Origin of the sequence: Corynebacterium pyruviciproducens ATCC BAA-1742, assembly GCF_000411375.1 — a bacterium.
Classification (GTDB): Bacteria; Actinomycetota; Actinomycetes; order Mycobacteriales; family Mycobacteriaceae; genus Corynebacterium; species Corynebacterium pyruviciproducens.
The window spans coordinates 1,262,292-1,283,733 of record NZ_KE150446.1 but is presented as its reverse complement, the minus strand read 5'-3'; the positions used below and the strand labels follow the sequence as shown (position 1 = coordinate 1,283,733).

General features: G+C 63.4%; 21 protein-coding genes. 17 read left to right on the top strand and 4 right to left on the bottom strand.

Translation table 11 applies throughout. From position 1 onward, the window contains the following. The first annotated feature begins 67 nt into the window (after positions 1-67). The 4 genes from HMPREF1219_RS05525 (at position 68) to HMPREF1219_RS05510 (ending at position 5,146) form a co-directional block, all read left to right on the top strand. Positions 68-2,947, top strand: coding sequence for a translation initiation factor IF-2 N-terminal domain-containing protein (locus tag HMPREF1219_RS05525; RefSeq protein WP_211212607.1), 2,880 nt, complete (start codon positions 68-70; stop codon positions 2,945-2,947). A gap of 155 nt (positions 2,948-3,102) precedes the next feature. Continuing rightward, positions 3,103-3,408, top strand: a complete 306-nt coding sequence (rplU, locus tag HMPREF1219_RS05520) for a 50S ribosomal protein L21 (RefSeq protein ID WP_005389206.1) — start codon at positions 3,103-3,105, stop codon at positions 3,406-3,408. A 17-nt stretch (positions 3,409-3,425) separates the two neighbouring features. Continuing rightward, a complete protein-coding gene (gene rpmA / locus HMPREF1219_RS05515; RefSeq protein WP_016457906.1) occupies positions 3,426-3,698 on the top strand; it encodes a 50S ribosomal protein L27 in 273 nt (90 codons plus the stop codon). Positions 3,699-4,222: 524 nt separating this feature from the next. Beyond that, positions 4,223-5,146 (top strand): D-isomer specific 2-hydroxyacid dehydrogenase family protein, encoded by a 924-nt coding sequence (locus HMPREF1219_RS05510; protein ID WP_040426950.1) that lies wholly within the window; start codon positions 4,223-4,225, stop codon positions 5,144-5,146. On the opposite strand, the gene HMPREF1219_RS05505 is transcribed toward HMPREF1219_RS05510, so the two are convergent. Then, complete coding sequence (locus HMPREF1219_RS05505) at positions 5,143-5,358, bottom strand: hypothetical protein (protein WP_016457904.1); 216 nt, start codon at positions 5,356-5,358, stop codon at positions 5,143-5,145. The two genes, HMPREF1219_RS05510 and HMPREF1219_RS05505, sit on opposite strands and share 4 nt — an antisense overlap. Positions 5,359-5,428: 70 nt before the next feature. Between HMPREF1219_RS05505 and obgE the strand changes: the two genes are divergently transcribed. The 3 genes from obgE to HMPREF1219_RS05490 are packed head-to-tail and all read left to right on the top strand — an operon-like array spanning position 5,429 to position 9,198. Then, positions 5,429-6,898 carry a GTPase ObgE gene (gene obgE, locus HMPREF1219_RS05500; protein WP_016457903.1) on the top strand — a complete coding sequence of 490 codons (1,470 nt, stop codon included), beginning with the start codon at positions 5,429-5,431 and terminating at the stop codon, positions 6,896-6,898. Then, positions 6,899-7,987: a glutamate 5-kinase gene (gene proB / locus HMPREF1219_RS05495; protein ID WP_016457902.1), complete on the top strand. Its 1,089-nt coding sequence runs from the start codon at positions 6,899-6,901 to the stop codon at positions 7,985-7,987. Continuing rightward, positions 7,984-9,198: a glutamate-5-semialdehyde dehydrogenase gene (locus HMPREF1219_RS05490; protein ID WP_040426948.1), complete on the top strand. Its 1,215-nt coding sequence runs from the start codon at positions 7,984-7,986 to the stop codon at positions 9,196-9,198. Before proB ends, HMPREF1219_RS05490 begins: the two co-directional genes overlap by 4 nt. Here the strand turns inward: HMPREF1219_RS05490 and HMPREF1219_RS05485 are convergent. Beyond that, entirely contained in the window at positions 9,195-10,235 is a 1,041-nt protein-coding gene (locus HMPREF1219_RS05485) for an HNH endonuclease signature motif containing protein (RefSeq protein ID WP_245554400.1), read from the bottom strand. The genes HMPREF1219_RS05490 and HMPREF1219_RS05485 overlap by 4 nt on opposite strands. Before the next feature lie 320 nt (positions 10,236-10,555). Between HMPREF1219_RS05485 and HMPREF1219_RS05480 the strand changes: the two genes are divergently transcribed. The 9 genes from HMPREF1219_RS05480 to HMPREF1219_RS05440 all read left to right on the top strand — a co-directional run bounded on the left by HMPREF1219_RS05480 (position 10,556) and on the right by HMPREF1219_RS05440 (position 18,020). Further along, entirely contained in the window at positions 10,556-11,428 is an 873-nt protein-coding gene (locus HMPREF1219_RS05480) for a cutinase family protein (protein ID WP_016457899.1), read from the top strand. Positions 11,429-11,450: 22 nt separating this feature from the next. Further along, entirely contained in the window at positions 11,451-12,068 is a 618-nt protein-coding gene (gene nadD / locus HMPREF1219_RS05475; RefSeq protein ID WP_016457898.1) for a nicotinate-nucleotide adenylyltransferase, read from the top strand. A 24-nt stretch (positions 12,069-12,092) separates the two neighbouring features. Then, positions 12,093-12,554, top strand: a complete 462-nt coding sequence (gene rsfS / locus HMPREF1219_RS05470; RefSeq protein ID WP_016457897.1) for a ribosome silencing factor — start codon at positions 12,093-12,095, stop codon at positions 12,552-12,554. Beyond that, positions 12,551-13,117, top strand: a complete 567-nt coding sequence (locus tag HMPREF1219_RS05465; RefSeq protein WP_016457896.1) for a histidine phosphatase family protein — start codon at positions 12,551-12,553, stop codon at positions 13,115-13,117. The genes rsfS and HMPREF1219_RS05465 overlap by 4 nt, the downstream gene beginning before the upstream one ends. Then, on the top strand, positions 13,114-13,899 hold the full coding sequence (locus tag HMPREF1219_RS05460; RefSeq protein WP_016457895.1) for a DegV family protein: 786 nt from the start codon (positions 13,114-13,116) through the stop codon (positions 13,897-13,899). Before HMPREF1219_RS05465 ends, HMPREF1219_RS05460 begins: the two co-directional genes overlap by 4 nt. A 65-nt stretch (positions 13,900-13,964) precedes the next feature. After that, positions 13,965-14,621: a ComEA family DNA-binding protein gene (locus tag HMPREF1219_RS05455; RefSeq protein WP_016457894.1), complete on the top strand. Its 657-nt coding sequence runs from the start codon at positions 13,965-13,967 to the stop codon at positions 14,619-14,621. After that, a complete protein-coding gene (locus tag HMPREF1219_RS05450) occupies positions 14,618-16,192 on the top strand; it encodes a ComEC/Rec2 family competence protein (protein WP_016457893.1) in 1,575 nt (524 codons plus the stop codon). The genes HMPREF1219_RS05455 and HMPREF1219_RS05450 overlap by 4 nt, the downstream gene beginning before the upstream one ends. A gap of 19 nt (positions 16,193-16,211) precedes the next feature. After that, entirely contained in the window at positions 16,212-17,120 is a 909-nt protein-coding gene (gene holA / locus HMPREF1219_RS05445; protein WP_016457892.1) for a DNA polymerase III subunit delta, read from the top strand. A 132-nt stretch (positions 17,121-17,252) separates the two neighbouring features. Beyond that, positions 17,253-18,020 carry a hypothetical protein gene (locus HMPREF1219_RS05440; protein WP_016457891.1) on the top strand — a complete coding sequence of 256 codons (768 nt, stop codon included), beginning with the start codon at positions 17,253-17,255 and terminating at the stop codon, positions 18,018-18,020. A gap of 443 nt (positions 18,021-18,463) precedes the next feature. Here the strand turns inward: HMPREF1219_RS05440 and rpsT are convergent, their stop codons facing one another. Together rpsT and HMPREF1219_RS05430 are read right to left on the bottom strand one after the other, a co-directional pair. Then, positions 18,464-18,727: a 30S ribosomal protein S20 gene (gene rpsT, locus HMPREF1219_RS05435; RefSeq protein WP_016457890.1), complete on the bottom strand. Its 264-nt coding sequence runs from the start codon at positions 18,725-18,727 to the stop codon at positions 18,464-18,466. Positions 18,728-18,838: 111 nt separating this feature from the next. Continuing rightward, positions 18,839-19,360 carry a type II toxin-antitoxin system PemK/MazF family toxin gene (locus HMPREF1219_RS05430; RefSeq protein WP_016457889.1) on the bottom strand — a complete coding sequence of 174 codons (522 nt, stop codon included), beginning with the start codon at positions 19,358-19,360 and terminating at the stop codon, positions 18,839-18,841. An 85-nt stretch (positions 19,361-19,445) separates the two neighbouring features. On the opposite strand from HMPREF1219_RS05430, the gene lepA reads away from it, so the two are divergent. Further along, entirely contained in the window at positions 19,446-21,299 is a 1,854-nt protein-coding gene (lepA, locus tag HMPREF1219_RS05425) for a translation elongation factor 4 (RefSeq protein WP_016457888.1), read from the top strand. Positions 21,300-21,442: the final 143 nt, after the last annotated feature.

Here is a 21,442-nt window from a genome sequence, read left to right as displayed (position 1 = left end):
GGAAGAATTCTGGATCGCTGAACCGCCCGATAAGACTTTCACATACCCCGAGAGGCGGCGGCACGACATGTCAGCGCCCGGGGACAAACAAATAAAAGGAGAACCCGTGGCACGTACCACCGGTGAATTAACGCCCGTGAACCCAGATGATCTGGGGGAGAAGGTTCGAGTTTACGATCTGGCTCGGATGCTTAACACCGATTCCAAGACTGTCCTGGCAGGACTCGACGAAATCGGTGTGACTGGTAAGAAGGCCCAGAGCTCGATCCTCAAGGCCGAGGCCGAGCAGCTTCTTTCGCACCTGTTCCCCCAGGAGAAGTCCGCCAAACTAAAGAAGTCGACTAAGAAATCGGCCAAGAAGACGGCGAAGCAAACCAAGAAGGCTGCAAAGAAGGCCACCAAGCTGGAGAAGGCGAAGAAGAAGGGTGCGAGCGACGAGGAAAAGCTTCGCTACCGGGTGACCAAGAACGTCGAAAACGAAATCCACCAGATTGAAGACAAGGTGGAAAAGCAGCTGGAGGAGCGGCTCGAAAGCACCTCAGAGCCGGAGGCAACCGACGAGCCCGTTGAAGAGGTTGTCATCACCCCGGCGCCGGAGCAGCCGGAGGAGAACCCCGCGCTGACACCGACGTTTGTCGCCCCCACGTTCATCGCCCCCCAGCCCATCATCGAGGAGCCAGACGCCGAGGACGACGGTGCCGACGAGCCCGAGGAAGAAGAGGCTCCCCGCCCCGAGCAGTCCACCCGCAAACGTCGCCGCGGGCGCCGTGGCACAGGTCGCGGCCGCAAGGAAGAACCGGTGCGCGAGGAACCCGTCGAGCAGATCACCGAGCCGAAGGCCATCAAGGGGTCGACCCGCCTCGAAGCGCAGCGTCGCCGCCGTCACGAGCGTCGCGCGGAGGATCGCAACAACAGGCACATCGTCACCGAGGCGGAGTTCTTGGCGCGCCGGGAATCGGTGGAGCGCACCATGGTCGTCCGCGAGCGTGAGCGCACGGACCACGGCGGCCTGATCACCCAGATCGGCGTGCTCGAGGACGACATGCTGGTGGAGCACTTTGTCACGTCGAATACCGCGGCTTCGCAGGTGGGGAACATTTACCTGGGCCGTGTCCAAAACGTGCTGGATTCCATGGAGGCTGCGTTCATCGATATCGGAACCGGCCGCAATGGCGTTTTGTACTCCGCCGATATTGATTGGCGGCAGATGGGGCTCGGCGGCCGGAAGCGCCGCATCGATCAGGCGTTGAAGTCCGGCGACCAGGTTCTCGTCCAGGTGTCCAAGGACATCGTGGGCCACAAGGGTGCCCGCCTCACCATGCAGATTTCGCTGGCCGGCCGCTACCTGGTGTACGTGCCGCGTGGCCACAACGCCGGTATCTCGCGCAAGCTGCCGGAGCCGGAGCGCAAGCGCCTCAAGTCCATCCTCAACGACGTCATCCCCAACGAGGGTGGTGCCATCGTGCGCACCGCCGCCGAGGGCGTGTCCGAGAAGGAGATTGCCGCCGACGTTGAGCGCCTGCACACGCTGTGGGAGGACATCGCGCGCCGCACGGAGGAGGAAAAGGCCTCCAAGGGTGCAAAGCCTGTCACCATGTACGAGGAGCCGGACGTTCTCATCCGGGTTGTCCGCGACCTGTTCAACGAGGATTTCTCCACGCTCGTTGTGGAAGGCGATCGTGCGTACTCCACGGTGTCCGATTACGTGGATAAGGTCGCCCCCGACCTTGCCGACCGCGTGGTCAAGTACAACGCCGAGGATAACGATGGCGAGGACGTGTTCGCCCACTACCGAATCGACGAGCAGCTGCAGAAGGCGCTCGGCCGGAAGGTGTGGCTGCCCTCGGGCGGCACCCTTATCATCGACCGCACGGAGGCGATGACCGTCATCGACGTGAACACCGGCAAGTTCACAGGTTCTGGCGGCAACCTTGAGGAGACAGTGACCAAGAACAACCTGGAGGCGGCCGAGGAGATCGTGCGCCAGATGCGCCTGCGCGATCTGGGCGGCATGATCGTGGTGGACTTCATCGACATGGTGTTGCCCGAAAACCGCGACCTTGTCCTGCGTCGCCTGAAGGAGGCGCTGGGTCGCGACCGCACTCGCCACCAGGTGTCCGAGGTGACCTCGCTGGGCCTCGTCCAGATGACGCGCAAGAAGCTCGGCACCGGCCTGTTGGAGACGTTCGCCACCACGTGCGAGGCGTGCGAGGGTCGCGGGATCATCCTCCACGAGGATCCCGTGGAGCAGCCGGAGAAGCGCCCGGTGTACGGCCGCAACAAGAAGCGCCGTTCCAAGCCGGAGCACGACCCGCGCCAGCACCCGGCCGCACTCGCCATGCACCATGACGAGGAAGCCGATCAGACCGAGGACTCCCACGAGGTAGAGGAGCAGTACGACGATCACGAGGTTCACGAGGATCGCTCGCATGGTCGTCGCCGTCGCCGCAGCTCCAAGCGGAATGGCGATGACAAGCCGTTGCGGAAGGACCGCGCTCAGGAAAACGTCGACAAGCCCGCAGAGGAACCAGAGGAGGGCCGTAAGCCTGCGGAGGACACCCTCACCTACGAGGAGGCGAAGAAGCGGTTCGACGAGTCGCCGCGCCGTCGCCGTCGCACGCGTGGCAACTCCGTGAGTGACCACGAGCCGAAGCCGGAGGACTTTGACAAGCCCGCTCGCGACGCTCACGACGCTCGCGACGTGAACGATGCCCCGGAGCCGGAACAACCGACGCAGCAGCCCGAGCCGAAGGAAGCGCCGAAGAAGTCGATTGGCAGGCGCCGTCGCGCGGTGCGCCGGGCCACCACCAAGACGGCGGCGGAACCGAAGAAGCGGACGCGGAAGCCCGCGGCACAGTCGCCGGAGGCGAAGGCTGAGGAAGCAAAGCCGGCACCGCAGAAGAAGTCGAGGCGTCGCCGCGTGGCGCGTCGACAAGCGAAATCCTAAGGGATTTGGTAAAACGGCGACTGTCGGGGTAGTCTTTGACAGTCGCTGTTTTAGGCGCGCGGTTTGGTGCGCGACTAGCAGGAAAGTAACTGTAAGCATTTCGCGGGTGCCGTAGTGTGCCCGCCACGAGTTTTAAGAAATGGGGTAACCCTCAGATGTACGCGATCGTCAAGACCGGCGGGAAGCAGTACAAGGTTGCCGAAGGCGACCTCGTCAAGGTCGAGAAGATCGAGGGTGAGCCGGGGACGTCCGTGGCTCTCACCCCCGTTCTGCTCGTTGACGGTGCTAACGTCACTACCAAGGCCGATGACCTCGCAAAGGTGAAGGTTGACGCCGAGATCGTCGAGCACGTTAAGGGCCCGAAGATCAAGATTTTGAAGTACAAGAACAAGACTGGCTACAAGAAGCGTCAGGGCCACCGCCAGAAGCTTACCGTGGTCAAGATCAACGGGATTAAGTAAAAGGAGGCGAATCCCACATGGCACACAAGAAGGGCGCATCTAGCTCTAGCAACGGTCGCGACTCACAGGCACAACGCCTTGGTGTGAAGCGTTTCGGCGGTCAGCAGGTGAAGGCAGGAGAGATCCTCGTTCGCCAGCGTGGCACCAAGTTCCACCCCGGTGAGAACGTCGGACGCGGCGGTGACGACACCCTGTTCGCTCTCGCAGCGGGCGCGGTCGAGTTCACCACCAAGCGTAACCGCAAGCTCGTGAACATCGTCCCCGCAGAGGCCGAGGTTCAGACCGCGTAACCTACGCGTTTGAGACTTTTTCCCCCGTACACACTGTTTTGTGTGCGGGGGTTTTCTCATGCCTGTTTTTGGGTTGCCGAGGTCCTGTGCCTGCGTACATTCGCCGTCACGGTGCCGGAGGGTAGCCGCTGCGAGGTGTGACGGGGCCGGAGAGGATAGGGTCCGAAACTTTCGGACCCGATCAGTGTTTGAGTTTCGCGTTTCTCCAGGTGATCAAATTTGCGGCAAAAAATTGGGTCCGAAAGTTTCGGACCCGAGTTCTGGGGACCTGGCAAATGCTAAGAGTGTTGGGAGTTGCTGGTCTCAAACGCGGTGTAGTCTCGCCTGGCCTGGCGTGGTTTGCCAAAAGTGGGCACTGAACAAAGTAGCAGATGTGACCACCTGGAGTTTTGGAAGGGGGCGATGTGGTTCAGTGGACAGTTTTCGCAAAAGCCCCGGAAAATCGGCGTGTCCGCGGCGTGCCCGCAGCGGCCCACGGCCCGCGGCCCCAGCCCCAAGTAGCAGTCATCGGTACCCTGGTAGGTATGAAATTCACAATGCTGCCCCATGTATGGAAAGAAACTATCGATCAGCTGACCGAGCGCGGACACGAGTACGTGCCCTACGAGGGGCACGTACCGGAGGGAACCGAATTCATCGTGTTCAACGGCACGGCGGCGGACTTCCCGGAGGAGCTGCCGGAATCTGTCGGCTTCGTGCACACCCACTTCGCCGGCGTGGACAGTCTGGTCAAGGCCGGGTACCTCACGCCGGGGAAGCTGCGCTGGTCCAACGCGCAGGGCCTGTACGCGGACACAGTGGCGGAATCCACGCTTGGGCTGCTGCTCGGGGTGACGCAGATGCTGAAGACGGCGATCACCACGGCCTCGTGGGATGCCGCCGAGGAGATGCACGAGAATAAGGTGTGGCTTTTTAACTCGAAGGTGGCAGTCGTCGGCGCGGGTGGAATTGGCTCGGCCATCGTGCCGCTGCTCAAGTCGTTCGGAGCGACGGTGCAGGCCGTCACGCACTCGGGGCGGGAGATCGAGGGTGCGGACGAGTCGCTGGCAATGGGTGAATTCAACTGGGGTGAGCCAGACATCATTATTACGGTGACGCCGCTGACCAAGGAGACGCACCACATGGTCAACGCGGAGACGCTAAAGAAAATGAAGGACACCGCCATCGTCATCAACGTGGGCCGTGGGCCGCTTGTGGATACCGATGCTCTGACGGAGGCGCTCACAAGCGGCACGATCGCCGCCGCCGGGCTGGACGTGCTCGAGCCGGAGCCTCTTCCCGCCGATCATCCATTGTGGAAGCTCAACAATTGCCTTATTACGCCGCACGTGGCCAACACCAACCCGGTGATCCGGCACCGCACGGGGCTAGCCGCGGCGGCGAGCGCCGAGGCGTTTGAAAAGGGTGAGAGGATGCCCACCGAGGTCGATCCTCAGCGGGGTTACTAATTCGCCTGTGCGTCCAGGCTGGCCGAGAGCGTTTTCGCCTCGGCTTCCCCGATTTCTGAGTAGCGTGTGCCCCACGTGATGAGGAAGTCTCCGGAGGGGGCTGGCCGCCAGTAGCCGCCGCGCCGTTCCTCGTCACTGGCGGGGATGTAGCGCTCGTAGTACTCGCCACCCCGGCGGAGTAAGTTCTGCTTGCCGTCAGTGTAAAACCTCATACTGCAACCCTAATGATATTTGGTGGTTGGTGCTGTAAACTATCCTCCTCATGCGATTAAAGGAGAGTTCGTGGCTAATCGTTTCATAGATCGTGTCGTCTTGCACCTCACCGCCGGCAACGGTGGCAACGGGTGCTCTTCTGTGCACCGCGAAAAGTTCAAGCCACTCGGCGGGCCCGATGGTGGCAACGGCGGGCACGGTGGCGATATCATCCTGCGCGCCTCCACCCAGGTTCATACCCTCCTGGATCTGCACTTCCGCCCGCACCTCACGGCGTCGCGTGGCGCTAACGGTGCTGGTGATCACCGCAACGGTGCGCGCGGGGAGGATCTCATCCTCGAGGTTCCCGCCGGCACCGTTGTCTCCACCACCGACGGGGAGGTGCTCGCCGATCTCACCGATCCGGGCATGTCGCTCATCGCCGCGGCCGGCGGTCACGGTGGGTTGGGCAACGCCGCGCTGGCGTCCCGGGCCCGCAAGGCCCCAGGGTTTGCTTTGAACGGCGAGCCGGGGGAGTCCCTCGATGTGGTGGTTGAGCTCAAGTCGCTTGCCGACGTCGGTTTGCTCGGCTTCCCGTCGGCCGGTAAGTCCTCGCTGGTGTCAGTGCTTTCGGCGGCGAAACCGAAGATCGCCGATTACCCCTTCACCACGCTGCAGCCGAACCTCGGCGTGGTCAACGTGGGCCACGATGCGTTCACCATCGCCGACGTGCCGGGCCTCATCCCTGGCGCCTCCGAGGGCAAGGGCCTGGGGCTCGACTTCCTGCGCCACATCGAGCGCTGCGCCGTCCTCGTTCACGTGGTGGACGTGGCGACTCTGGAGCCGGGGCGCGACCCGGTGAGCGACATCGAGGCGCTGGAGAAGGAGCTAGCCGCCTACCGCGAGATCCTGCCCGCCGATTCCGACCTGCTGGAGCGCCCCCGCTTCATCGTCTTGAACAAGACCGACGTTCCGGAGGCCCACGACCTGGCCGAGTTCGTCATCGACGAGCTGAAGGAAAAGTTCGGCTGGCCGATCTTCATCATCTCCACCGTCGCGCGCAAGGGGTTGGATCCCCTGCGGTATGCCCTGATGGAGGCCGTCAATAAACGTCGACAAGCGGAACCCAAGCGCAAGCGCGTGGATACCGTACTGGTCAAGCCCCAGCGCAACGAAACCCACGTGGAGCGCGACGGCGAGGGCTGGCTCGTCACCGGCGACAAGGTGGAACGCTGGGTGCTGCAGACCGACTTCGAAAACGATGAGGCCGTGGGCTACCTGGGCGACAGGTTTGCCAAGGCCGGCGTGGAGGAACTGCTGTACAAGGCGGGAGCCAACGCCGGCGACCCGGTCACCATCGGCGGCATCACCTTCGAGTGGGACCCGCTCACCGCCGCCGGCATCGACCCGGTCCTCACCGGCCGCGGCACGGATATCCGCCTCGAGCAGACCGGACGCGCCTCCGCCGCCGAGCGCAAGCGCGCCTCCCAGGTGCGCCGCGGCCTCATCGAGGCGGAGGATTACGGCCAGGAGGCCGATACGGAGCGCTGGGAGGGATAGATGGATCTCCGGCAGCAGATTTCCGATGCCCGCAAGATCGTGGTCAAGGTGGGGTCGAGCTCCATCTCCACCACCGAGCACCGCGTGGACACCAAGGCGATCGACCGGATCGTCGATGCCATCGCCGCCCGGGCCGAGGTCAGCGACGTTGTCCTCGTCACCTCCGGTGCTATTGCCGTGGGCCGGGCGCCGCTGGGGCTCACCACCACTCCCACCGACCTCGCTACCCGGCAGGCCGCCGCGTCCGTGGGGCAGGTCGAGCTCGCCTACGCGTGGGGGCAGAGCTTCGCCCGCCACGGCATCACCGTGGGCCAGGTGCTCCTCACCGCAGCCGATGCCGGGCAGCGCGACCGCGCCCGCAACATCCAGTCCACCATCTCCCGCCTGCACAAGCTGGGCTGTGTCCCCGTCATCAACGAAAACGATACGGTGGCAACAACCGAGGTCCGCTTCGGCGATAACGATCGGCTCGCCGCCATCGTCGCAAACCTCGTGGCCGCCGACGCGCTCGTCCTGCTCTCCGATGTGGACGGCCTGTACACCGCGAACCCCTCGACGCCGGGGGCGACGTTTATCGCCCAAGTAAGCGGTCAGGCTGATCTTGACGGCGTGGTCGCAGGCGGCGGGGGAGAAGTGGGCACCGGCGGCATGGCCACCAAGGTGTCCGCAGCCGAGCTCGCCACCCGCGTGGGTATCCCCGTGCTGCTCGCCGCCGCGACGCGAGTGAGCGACGCGTTGAGCGACGCCTCCGTGGGGACGGTCTTCGCGCCGCGCCGAGGGCTCAACGCGTGGAAATCATGGGCCCTGTACGCCGCCGAGGTCGCCGGGAACATCGTCGTGGATGCCGGCGCCATGGCGGCACTCGCGGAGCCGGGAACCTCGCTGCTCGCCGTTGGCATCACCGCCATTGACGGCGATTTCCACGCCGGCGACATCGTCGAGGTACACGGCCCCTCCGGGGAGATCCTCGGCCGCGGCGAGGTCAACTACTCCTCCGGGGCGCTGCAGCGGATGCGCGGCAAGCACTCTGACGAGCTTCCCGATAAGCGTCCCGTTGTGCACGCAGACTACTTTTCTCACCTGGAATGAGGCACTCCATGACCGTTGTCACAGAACTAGCCACCAAGGCGCGCGCAGCCTCGCGCACCATCCGCACCCTGCCACGCACCAAGAAAGACGAGGTGCTGCGGGCGGCTGCCGTCGCCCTGCGCAACCACAGCGAGGAGATCCTCGCCGCCAACGAGGTTGACCTCGTGGTGGACGATGACCGGCTGCTCCTCACCCCCGAACGCATCGAGGGGATCGCTGGCGGCCTGGAGCAGGTGGCGAGCCTGCCGGATCCCGTGGGCGAGGTCATTGAGGGCCACACCATGTACAACGGCATCCACATGACCAAGCGCCGGGTGCCCATCGGGGTAATCGGCATGGTGTACGAGGCCCGCCCCAACGTCACCGTCGACGCGTTCGGCATCGCTTTCAAGGCGGGCAACGCCGTCCTGCTGCGCGGCTCGAAGACAGCGCGGAACACCAACGAAGCGCTCGTGGCGCTGCTGCGGTCGGTGCTCGCCGCCCACGGGCTGCCGGAAGATGCCGTCAGCCTCCTGCCCAGCGATGACCACAGCTCCGTCACGGAGCTCGTTACCGCGCGGGGGCTTGTTGATCTCGTCATCCCGCGCGGCGGTGCGGGGCTCATCAACGCCGTGGTGACGCAAGCGACGGTGCCCACCATTGAGACGGGCACGGGCAACTGCCACGTGTACGTGGATGCCACCGCCGATCCGGCCAAGGCTCGCGACATCGTGCTCAACGGCAAGACGCGCCGGGTCTCCGTGTGTAACGCAACCGAGACGCTGCTTGTCAGCGCCTTTTACGCGCACACCGAGGAGCTGCTGCGCGCCCTCGTAGACGCGGGCGTCACGCTCCACGGCGACGGCCTGCCCGTCGAGTCCGTTCCGGCGACGGAAAAGGATTGGGCCGAGGAGTACCTCTCCATGGATCTCGCCGTGAAGATCGTCCGTGGCGTGGACGAGGCCATCGAGCACATCGCCCGGTACAGTTCCGGGCACACCGATGCCATCGTCGCCCAGGATGCGGACACCATCGATACCTTCGTCGACGGTGTGGATTCCGCCGTCGTCATGGTCAACGCGTCCACCGCGTTCACCGACGGGGAACAGTTTGGAATGGGGGCGGAGATCGGGATTTCCACCCAGAAGCTGCACGCCCGTGGCCCGATGGCGCTGCCGGAGCTGACAACCACCACGTGGACCCTGCGCGGAAACGGCCAAACACGGGACTAGCTCGCCGGTTTGAAGAGCCACTCGCGGCGGCGGGTGAAGCTGTTTCGCAACCCCATCTTGGCGGCAAGCCCCGCAAGCGGCCCCCGCGGCAGGGTAGTAGTTTTCTTGCCGCTGGCGAAAAACCACGTGTCAATACCCAGCCCGTCCATGATCACCTGCACTATCCCCATGGTTTTTAAAGCGTGGTGCCGGTGGCACAGGAGGTGCAGGTCATCCGGTGAAGTGGGGCCACCTCCTAGGTAATCCTGCACGTGGTCGAGCTCGCAGCGATCGGCGGGGACATCGCAACCCGGGAACCGGCAGGTGCCGTCCCGGCCTTTGACAAAATCACGGATGAGTTTCGAGGGCTTGTAACAAGAGGACACCTTCTTTGCTGCCTCGTTCATATCCCGCACCCTGCTGACCCGCTCGGTGAAGTAGTCGGACAATTCGGGGGTGAGATCGCCGAGATGATCCGCGTATTCCACCTTCCCATCCGCACCGTATGTGTTCAGCGTGATTTTCATCTTCACGTTGGTGAGGATGATCCTCTGCAATGCTTCGATGGGGCTGACCTTCCACTGCCGGGCCACCTCGAGGATGCGAGCTTCCACTTCGGCACCCACGGCCTCGTTGAAGGAGGCCACCATGATGGACTCGTCTATATCGCAACTGTGCCAAAAATTGAGGGTGTCCTTGTGAGTGCGTTCCCACTTCTTAAATTTCACTCCGTAGAGTTTGGTCAGCAGCTTACGCACTTTCTTGCGGATCTCACCGGGGGTGGGAATGTACTGGTCTTTACGCGTAGGCTGCAGCACCTGGACCACGCCGTGGTCAAAGGCGCTGAGATCATCCGATAGCTGGAGGCGGACCTCACACAGTGTATCGGCGATGACTTGGAGGCGACGCGCGTCCAAAAGGTTCTTTTCCTCGATCCACGCCTTCAACTCCGGCAGGTGGTTGAGCGTGGCGTAGGCGCACAGTTTTCCGGCTAGTGCCTTGGCTGTTGTGGCGCACTGGCTGGCTAACTCCTCCGCCGTGGCAGTGAGGTTGACCACGTCACCCACAAACGGGGACCAAAACTCGCGGTCGCTTTTATTTTCGAATAAGTAGCGCGCGCCAACCAGGTTGGTTGGCTTTTCAACGGTATAATACGCGCCGTTAGTTGCAGGAATGTCCACGGAAAGACTCCTTTCTCCCGGCCAATTTCTTGTTCGATAGAACCGTACAAAATGGTGGTTACGCGGCTACCCCTATTCGGGGGAGTGGCTGGTAGGTGCAGCCGAAACAGCGCCAATGCGAGTCGCGATGGAGTGTGTGGCACAATACTCAACGAGACTTCCCTACTTAAGAATCTTCAGAACAGGATGACGTCAACATGAAGAAGCTTCTTCGAGGCGTGGTCGCCGCGGCAGTCGCCGTCGCAGCCACGCTCGTAGCACCCGTGGCAGCCAACGCGCAGGAACCCTGCCCCGCAATCGCCGTCGTCGCGGCACGCGGCAGTGGCGAAAACGGTGGCGGGAACTGGGCCCCCCAAAACTACGGTGGCCCCTACTGGTCCAACGGTCGCGAGGGCCCCACGCTGGCGGCGATGTTTCACTACTTTGAGTCCCGGTACAACTGGGACACCGGCCGTTCCCTCATGAACTCCGTCAAGGTGCTGGGACTGGACGAGCACAAGTACCCGGCGGCGGCCCCCGAGCGCAACATCACGCCTCCCACGGACTTCGATTCCGCCGTCAACCTGCTCCGTGAGATGGTGCTCCCGCAGGCCGCCCTCTTCCGTGATTCGTTTGTTAACGGCACCCACGGCGTGCTGTCCACCATTAACGAATACGAGGGCGCAACCGGGTGCCACCCGCAGTACGTCCTCGCCGGCTACTCGCAGGGTGCCGTGGTCATGTCGGGCGTGGAGCGCACCCTGGACAGGCAGGGCCGGTTGGCAGGCGTGATCAACCTGGGCAACCCGTACAACACCGAAGGAGTCCCGGGGCGTATCGGCACCGGCCTTAGCGGCAAGGGTGTCCTCGGGTGGACGCCGATGCGCGCGGGCGCGCTTTCCGGGGTACCCCGGATTGAGTACTGCGTTGCCGACGATCCCTTCTGCGACCTCAACGTGCGTAAGTACATCAACCAACAGCCTGTCGACGGCTCCGCCCACGGTTCCTACTTCCGCTGGAATTCCTCCCGCGCCCAGGACCGCGACCTTGCTGCCCGCATCTTTGCCTCGTGGGTAGACGCACGACGCTAACCAAGGCAGTAGCCTGAAAGCTATGGCGAACCGCATCGGAATCATGGGTGGGACGTTCGATCCCATCCACAACGGCCACCTCGTTGCTGGAAGCGAGGTGGCTTATCGTTTTGGTCTGGACATCGTCCTCTACGTGCCCACGGGTGAGCCGTGGCAGAAGGCCGGGCGGCAGGTGAGCGACAAGGAGGATCGCTACCTCATGACGGTCATCGCGACAGCCTCCAACCCCCGTTTCACCGTGTCCCGCGTGGACATCGACAGGGGTGGGCCCACCTACACCATCGACACGCTCAAAGATCTGCGCGAGCAATTCCCGGACGCGGAGCTCTACTTCATTACCGGCGCGGACTCCCTCAAGAACATTCGCACGTGGCGCGATTACGAGCAGATGTTTGAGCTCGCCCACTTCGTGGGGGTCGACCGGCCGGGCTACGAGGTGGAACAATCCGACTTTCCGGAAGGAAAAGTGGAGTTCATCGAGATCCCCGCCATGGCGATTTCCTCTACTGATTGCCGCGCCCGAGCGCGCCGGGGCCAGCCCGTGTGGTACCTCGTTCCCGACGGCGTGGTTCAGTACATTGAGAAGCGGAAATTGTACCGCCCGGAGGGGCCCAGGGAGATCCTGGCTCCTACTTCGTGACCGGGTGCTAGTACGATGTGCTCCATGAATGAAAGCTCAGTAAAGATGGCGACCGTCGCGGCCCGCGCCGCCGACGAGAAGCTCGCCACGAACATTGCTGTCCTCGATGTAACCCAACCCCTCACCATTACCGACCTGTTCGTCATCGCCTCGGCGGAGACCGAGCGCCAGGTGCAGGCCATCGTGGACGAGATCGAGTTCAAGATGAAGGAGGCCGGCTACAAGCCCGCCAAGCGCGAGGGCGTGCGCGAGTCGCGTTGGTCGCTCCTGGATTACACGGACATCGTAGTTCACGTCATGCGAGAGGAGGAGCGCGAGTTCTACGGGCTCGATCGCCTCTACGGTGATTGCCCGATCGTCAACATCGAGGGCATCGAGCCCTACGTCCGTCCCGTGAAGTGGGACGAGGACGTTGACGTGCGTGCGGTGAATTCCCTCGATGAGATCCCGTTGGCGGCACCGGAGCCTGATCGAGACGAACTGTGAGGCTCATCCTGCTCCGCCACGGGGAGACGGAGTGGAACCGTGAAAACCGGGTCCAGGGCCATCTCAATTCGCCCCTCACCGATAAGGGGCTAGCCGGCGCACACGCCGCTGCCGAGAGACTCGCGGAGCTGCCGATAGCCAAGGTGTACTCGTCCGACCTGGGGCGGGCGTGGACCACCGCTGAGATCGTTGCAGCTAAACTCGGCCTGCCCATCATCAAGGATACCCGGCTGCGGGAGACCAACCTCGGTGAGTGGCAGGGCAAGATCTACCGGGATCTCCCGGAGGAGGAACGCCTCGCCGAACACACCGACCCCGGCTGGGCGCCACGGGGTGGGGAGTCACGCCTCCAGGTGGCAGTGCGGATGACCGATTTTGCGCAGGACATGGCGGCCGAAAAGGGCACGGTGCTTGCCGTCACCCACGGCAACGCCAGTAGAGTCTTGGTAACAAGTTGCCTGGGGATCGAGGAGAGCCTGCTCAATGTCATGACCAACACGTCGTGGGCCACACTCGATTCCACCGGCTGGTGGTCACTCGTGGAATGGAATATGCACCCATGACAGTTCGCGTCGTCACAGACTCGTCCTCCAACCTGCCGCATTGGGTGGCGGAGGAGCTCCACATCGAGGTGGTCGACCTCCATGCCATGGGGGACACCACCGCGGGGTTGAGCGCCCTGGAGCTGGCCGCCACATACGCGCGGCAGCTTGAGCGCGGTGGCGACGCCGGCCTGATCGCGTTGCATATTGGCAAAGAGTTCTCTTCTACGTGGTCGAACGCCGTGGCCGCGGCAGCGGTGTTCGATAACGTCCGCGTCATCGATACGGACTCGGTGGGCATGAACCTGGGCGCGGCAGCAATGGCGGCGGCCCGCAGCGCCCAGATGGGGGCCACGCTGGAAGAGTGCTATGACATGGCGGTGGACATCCTCCACCGCAGCGACACGTGGTTTTACGTGCACAAGCTGGACGCGCTGAGGAAGTCGGGGCGGCTGACCACCGGCGCGTACGTCGCCGCAACGCTGGCGGCGCGGCCGATTCTCCACGTGGGGGAGAACGGGCTGGAGGTGGCCGCCAAGGGGCGCACCCCGTCGAAGGCGCTGGGGAGGCTCGTGGATCTCGTGCAGGAGCACGCCGAGGGCGGCCAGGTGTTTGTTGCTGTCCAGCAGTATGAGGCCCGGGAGAACGCGCGAAAGCTCGAGCAGCACCTGCGCAGCGTGCTGCCGGAGGGCTCCAACGTGCTGGTGGTGGATATCGCCCCCGCGCTGGCCGTCCACGTGGGGCCGGGGGCCGTGGGGGTAACCCTTGTGAATACAAATAACCTACCGCAACTTCCGAAATAGCCGAGTTATCCACAGGTTCGCGGTAGCGCCTTGCCCCCGTCTCAATCCGCTGTAGGTTCCACGGTATGAGGAATAGGGGAAACCAACCAAAAATCGCGGATCGCCTGGGAGAGCTGAGCCAGCCGACCGGCGGGGAGACGCACCTACCGGTCGCCTTCCCCCGCGTGACAATCGAGCCGAAGCAGGCGCTTATTGCGGCCGCCGCGCTGGCGGTCGGCGTGGGCTTTTTCGCCTTCCATGGGGGAGGGGACCAGCCCCCGGATTACGCGGCGCTACCCACGGTGGAGACTTCTACGCCCGCCTCCGAGGTGGTCGTGTCCGTGGTGGGTGCGGTGGGCAGGCCGGGGCTCGCCACCCTTGCCCCGGGCTCCCGCGTCGCCGACGCGCTGGCGCAGGCTGAGCCCCTGCCGGAGGCCAACCTGCTCGCCGTCAACCAGGCTCAGAAGCTTGTCGACGGCACCCAGATCACCGTCCCCGTCACCGGAGCGGTGGCCGGTACAAACGTGCCGGCTGACACAGCAGCCGGCACGGGCGGCGTCTCCATCAACTCGGCGACGGCCCAGGAACTCACGCAGCTCGACGGTGTGGGGGAGAAAACGGCGGAGGCGATCGTCGCCTACCGGGAGCAACATGGCGGCTTCCAATCCATCGATGACCTGCAAGAGATCAAAGGCATCGGCCCGGCGAAGTTTGAGGCTCTCAAAGGCCAGGTCACGCTGTGACGGAGCTGCGCCTCGTCCCCGCGGCAGTACTCGTGTGGGTGGCGGTCCTTGCCACCATCGTCACCCGCGGGGTGGGGCTTGCGGCGGGGATCACCGTGGTGAGCCTCAGCGTGCTACTTCTCACCCGCCAGTGGGGGCAGGCGGTGTTCTGCGGGAGCGTGGCGGCGGCCGGCATCGTCGTCGCCTGGCTGCGGATGAAGCGGGCCGAGGTATTGCAGGGGTTCGCGGGCACGCTCGAGCTCACCGTGCGGGGCGTGCGGCGCACGAGCTCGGGGGCGTACCTCTTGGATACCGACGTGTTGCCGGTGGTGAGCAAGGAACAGGTAGATGCTGGCAGCGTCATCGCCGCGGACATCACGGCGCTGCCGAGCGACCGGCCGAGTATCGAGGGCGTGCTCGGCATCGCCCACGGGGTGGATATCCTCGTCCCCGGCGGCCGGGCGCAGGCCATCCGCGCGAGCTTCGCCGCCGCGGTGGGGCACGTTGCCGGCCCGGATACCCGCGGCCTCATCCCCGGGATGGTGCTGGGCGATACGAGCCTGCAAAGCCCCGACGAACAGGCGACGTACATCGCCACGGGGCTCAGCCACCTAAGCGCCATCAGCGGCTCCAACATCGCCATCGTCACCACCGTCGCGGTGCTGCTTCTGAGCTGGGCCGGGATCTGGGTGCGCACCCTCGGGGCCGGCTCGGTGCTCGTGGGCTACGTCCTCCTCGTCGGTCCGGAGCCGTCCGTGTTGCGCGCCGCTGTCACCGGCACCGTGGGGCTGACGGCTGTTGTTGCTTCTCGACGCTCCGAGCCTGTCCACGCCTTATGCATCGCCGTCATCGGCCTCGTGCTGTGGGATTCCAACCTCGCGGTGAACTACGGCTTCGCCCTGTCGGTGGCGGCCACCGCCGGCATCGTCGCCGTCAGCCCGCTCATCTACCGGGCCCTCACCTTCCTGCCGCCGCTTGTTGCCCGGGCCCTGTCCGTTGCGATCGCCGCCGACGTGGTGACAATGCCCATCATCGCCCTCATGGCGGGCAGAATCTCCCTGGTGAGTGTGGTGGCTAACTTGCTTGCCGACGCCGCCGTCGCCCCCGTCACCGTGCTCGGACTGTGCGGCGCCGTGACGATGCTCCTGCCCGGCGGGCTCGAGCACATCTTCATCCACCTGGCCGAACCCGGTGCTTGGTGGATCCACACGGTGGCCACGTGGGCCAACACCCTGCCACACTCCACCGTCGGGATCTCCGCGGCGTGGGCGGTGGTCCTCGCCGGGTGGATCACCTACCTCGTGCTCGCCGGCCGACCGCGCCTGGTCGCCTGCCTGCTGGCCGCGTTTGTGGTGTGGGGCGCGGTGCCACTTCGCGGTGGCGAGGTGGCCCACCTCCGCGCCGTCGAGGTCGATGGCTACGACGGGAAAGACCACGTCGATGCGGAGATGATCGTCGACAAGCAAGAGGGGAAACCGCACGTAAGGGCCACGGTGACGAGGTGGGGGCAGCCCGTGGTGTACCCCAACCGGGACGGGCCGGTCACCGTGTACGAGGACGGCACCCAGCGCGCGCAGAGCGGGGCGTTCTAGGTAGGCTAGTGGGGTGGCTATGCATGTGATTGTGGGGGAGGACGAGTTCCTCGTCGAGCGCGTCCGGGACGTCATCATCCAGCGGACCGAGGGCAACCCCACCGTAGAAAACCACCACTGCGCGGAGCTTACCGGGCCCATGGTGTACGGCCTTGTCACGCCCACCCTCATGCAGGAGGCGCGCGTCATCGTGTTCACCCACGGGGAGCTGGCCAAGAAGGAGGTCATGGAGGCGTTCATCGAGGTGTCCAAAGACCCCGTCCCGGAGATCACCATCATCCTCCTGCACACCGGCGGTGGCAAACAGAAAAAGCTCCTCAACCAGCTGAAGAAGACCACCACCGTCAACGAGGTGAAACCCGTCAAACCCCGCGACCGGATGCGCTGGGTAATGGACGAGTTCCGCAGCCACAACGCCCGCGTCACCCCCGACGTGGCCCAGGCTGTCCTCGAGGGCGTGGGCAGCGATCTCAGGGAGCTCGCCGCCGCCATCGCGCAGCTCGTGGCCGACAACCGCGGCGAGGTCACCGTCGACGCCGTGCGCACCATGTACCAGGGCGTGGCCGAGGTCTCCGGCTTTGAGATCGCCGACCTTGTGGTCAGCGGCCAGACCGCCAAGGCGGTGGCATCGACGCGCCGGGCGTTGCAGCTCGGCGAACCGCCCGTGCGGCTGACCAGCGCCATCGCCTCCAACATCACGGCGATCGCCTGCCTGTACTCCATGCGCGGCTCCAGCGTCCAGGTGCCGGGAATGCCCCCGTGGAAGGCCGACAAGCTGGCGAAGATCGCCCGCCGCTGGTCCGAGGAGTCGATCTCCCGCGCCGTTGTCATCATCGCGCAGCTGGAGGAAGCCACCAAGGGCTGGGGCGACCCCGAATACTCCGTGGAGTACGCCGTGCGGACCCTCTCGGAGTTGGCCCGGCGGTAGTGCGCCCTCCCGTCAGCTTTGTTTGCTGCAATAAAGAAGATTCATGGAAAGTTCATTTCTGTGCTGAACACTGTTCATTCTTAGGGGGTATACTAGTTATTACTAGACACCCCACACACAAGGAGGACGACTGTGAAAAAATTTGTGCCGTATATCGTTACCGGCATTCTCACAATCGGAATGTTGACTGTGCCACCATCTTCTGCTCAGACGGCGCTTCCGGAAAGTCTAGATTCGCGAGATGGAACTGATTATGCCATCGGTATCGTTGACACAAATCCAGCTCTGCGTACTCGTGCCGTGGGAGATGAAACGACGGTGGACTCCGGGGCCGGGAAAAAGCTTGTCTACACTATCGAAAGTGCACAAAGCCCCCATGAGAAAACTTTCGACTTCGGACTGCCAGAAAACGCGAGAATTGTTGAAGAGGATGGATTCTTCTACGTCGCCTTTGATGGCGTGAAGAAAATTCGTTTTTCAGTGCCATGGGCAAAAGATGCTAACGGCAACGAGCTGCCCACGTGGTTTACCACAGACGGTAAACGACTCACACAGCACGTCGAGTTCGACAGTGAATCCGCCTTCCCAATTACAGCGGACCCACGCATGAACTGGGGGATCATATCTGGGCATGTGTATTTTGATAAGGAAGAAACACGAAGGATGGCTGCCTCTGGGTCAATCGCGGCAGCGATCACACCATTTTGGTTGGCTGTCCCGCAACCTTTCGGCTTACGAATCGCATATTGGTGGGGAGCTAATTCTGTAGCGGTGACTTCATGGGCTACAACGGCACATCACATGGGCAAGTGTCTGGCCTTGAAAATTGGCGTGACTGGTGGCGGCCTGCCACCATCTATTGGCGTGGAGCCGGAGCACTACACAGAGGGATGTAACTAGTGGGAAAGGTAGATTGTTGGGTGTGGCTACTTTTCTGGTCATTCGCCATTCTTTCCAGTGGCTTTGACGTACTGGCTGCCCCGGAGACCCCGCTTACGAAATGGATTGTTGTATGGGGATGTTTTCTTCTCTATAGCTGCACTTTGTTTGTATGGTTACCGCGGCGGAGAAATACAGCAGCATTGTTTCGGGGAACGTTTTGGCAATTCGTCATAGCGCTGCTTGCAATCAGCGCGCTGTACCGCAGTTGGTGGGAGATACTTGCAGGATGCATCACACTTACGTTGCTCTATGCGCTATTCATTGCCCCCCGTGGCCCATTCCAAGAGGCATCGAAGGCCTCCCATAACCAGACCGATTGAACCTAAGCACTTCCCCGGCATATGAAAACACCCTCCGGGTTGCGTGGTTACACGTGCCGGAGGGTGTCTTCTTGATGGGCGTTACGCCATCTTGTTAAAAGCCTTCGCCATGCGGGACTTCCTGTTAGCTGCGTTGTTGCGGTGCAGAACACCCTTGGTCACAGCCTTGTCCAGCGTGCGGGAAGCGACGCGGAGCTGCTCCTCAGCCTTCTCCTTGTCACCAGCTGCGACAAGCTCACGGAACTTGCGGATCTCGGTCTTCACACCGGAGCGGATGCCCAGGTTGCGGACGCGACGCTTCTCGTTGGTCTTAACGCGCTTCTTCTGCTGCTTAATGTTTGCCATTGAAGGATTCCTCTTTCTTTCGTGTTCTCCTACGCAGACCCAAGGTCCTGCCTGCGATCGTCAGAGCCGAAGCACAAGAATACACCGTGAACGCCCCGGAAAGCAAAAGGCCTACGACCACCCGTACTTGGCGCGCAGGCGGTGGGAGACGCGCTCGAAGCGGGCCCGGTTAATAAACGCGCCCTTGCGGGTGATGGTGTTCTCCGGCACGCGCACCATTCTGTCGAGCCGCACCCAGGCGGGTTTGCCCGATTCGTCCCACGGCCCGGAGCCGATCTCCAGCCACCGGGGGTCGCCGTCGTGGGACGGGTCACCGCTGATCACCAGGCCGAGGAGGTCACCCGCCTCGTGGCCGACGACGATGACGGTGCGCTCCTGCACATCGTGGTCGGTGCGGACGGTGATCCATACGATCTCCCCGGGTTCTGCCTGCCCGTCCATGTCCGGGGCGTACACCACGCCGCGGGCCAGGTCCTTGGTGGGGACAACCAGTTGATCGAAGTACTGCGGTGAGGAGGGACGCGAGGAGTCGTCGTCAAGCCCGAGCCGTGCGGTGAGGCGAGACATCGTCCGGGACAGGTCGGAATCGTCCTGGGGACGGAACGCGGAAACTAGCCGTTGAAGCCACTGCACACTGTTAACTGTAGTTGGCCGGAAAATGAAAGAGAAGGTACAGTTAGCACACTGAAGAGTATCGAGTGATAGTAAGGGGATTTCCGTGGCGCGAAATTTCGCAGAGGACACATTTTCTAACCCGGAAAACATCCGCAACTTCTGCATTATTGCGCACATTGACCACGGCAAATCCACCTTGGCGGACCGCATCCTGCAGCTCACCGGCGTGGTGGAGCAGCGCGACATGCGCGACCAGTACCTGGACAACATGGACATCGAGCGCGAGCGTGGCATCACCATCAAGGCGCAGAACGTGCGCCTGCCGTGGGTGCCCAAGAGCGGCAAGTTCGCGGGCCAAGAAATAGTCATGCACCTCATCGATACGCCCGGTCACGTTGACTTCTCCTACGAGGTCTCCCGTGCCCTCGAGGCCTGCGAGGGCGCTATTTTGCTTGTCGACGCTGCCCAGGGCATCGAGGCTCAAACGCTCGCCAACCTCTACATGGCGATGGAGAACGACCTGGAGATCATCCCCGTCCTCAACAAGATTGATCTCCCCGCCGCCGACCCAGACAAGTACGCCGAGGAGATCGCCTCCATCATCGGCGGCGAGCCGGAGGATGTGCTGCGTGTCTCCGGCAAAACCGGCGAGGGCGTGGAAGAACTCCTCGACCGCGTGTGCGAGCTCGTGCCCGCGCCGACGAGCGAATACGGCGCGGACGCGCCCGCCCGAGCGCTCATCTTCGACTCCGTGTATGACACCTACCGCGGCGTGGTCACCTACGTGCGCGTCATGGACGGACGGCTCGAGCCACGTCAAACCGTGCGCATGATGTCCACCGGCGCCACTCACGAGCTGCTGGAAATCGGCATCGTCTCGCCCACGCCCAAACCCTGCAAGGGGCTCGGCCCCGGCGAGGTGGGCTACCTCATCACCGGTGTGAAGGATGTCCGCCAATCCAAGGTGGGCGACACCGTGACGTGGGCGCAGAAGGGCGCCGAGGAACCGCTCAAGGGCTACGAGGAACCGAAGCCCATGGTGTACTCCGGGCTGTTCCCCATCTCCCAGGCTGAGTACCCCGAGCTTCGCGACGCGCTGGAGAAGCTACAGCTCAACGACGCGGCGCTGACCTACGAGCCGGAAACGTCCGTCGCCCTGGGCTTCGGTTTCCGCTGTGGCTTCCTGGGGCTGCTGCACATGGAAATTACCCGCACGCGCCTCGAGCGCGAGGCTGGGCTCGAGCTCATCTCCACCGCCCCGAGCGTCAACTACCGCGTGGTTGCCGAGGACGGCAGCGAGAGAATCGTCCACAACCCGTCGGACTGGCCGGAGGGCAAAAACCGTGAGGTGTGGGAGCCTATCGTGGACTCCACCATCATTGTCCCCAGCGAGTTCGTGGGGCCCGTCATGGAGCTCTGCCAATCCAAGCGCGGGCAGATGAAGTCCATGAACTACCTTTCCGAGGACCGGGTCGAGCTGGACTACACCATGCCGCTCGGCGAGATCATCTTCGACTTCTTCGATTCCCTCAAGTCACGCACCCGCGGCTACGCCTCACTCAACTACGAGGAGGCCGGCGAGCAGCAGGCCGACCTGGTCAAGGTGGACATCCTCCTGCAGGGCAAGCCCGTGGACGCGTTCAGTGCCATCGTCCACCGCGACAACGCGCAGTGGTACGGCAACAAGATGACGGTAAAGCTGCGCAAGCTCATCCCACGCCAGCAGTTCGAGGTGCCCGTGCAGGCGGCCATCGGTTCCAAGATCATCGCCCGCGAGAACATCCGGGCGCTGCGCAAGGACGTGCTGAGCAAGTGCTACGGTGGCGACGTCTCCCGTAAGCGCAAGCTGCTGGAAAAGCAGAAAGCCGGCAAGAAGCGCATGAAGTCCATTGGCTCGGTCTCCGTCCCCCAAGAGGCGTTTGTTGCGGCGCTATCCACCGACGATGACGATAAGTAAGCTGGTGGCGCTCCTAGTGAGCACGGGCTTATTGTGTGCTGGCTGCGCCTCGGGTGGCAGCGACTACCCGCCTACGGAACCCCTGGTAACGCAAAAGGTGGCCCCCACTACGGAGACCACCACGCCGGGGATCGGGCTGCCCG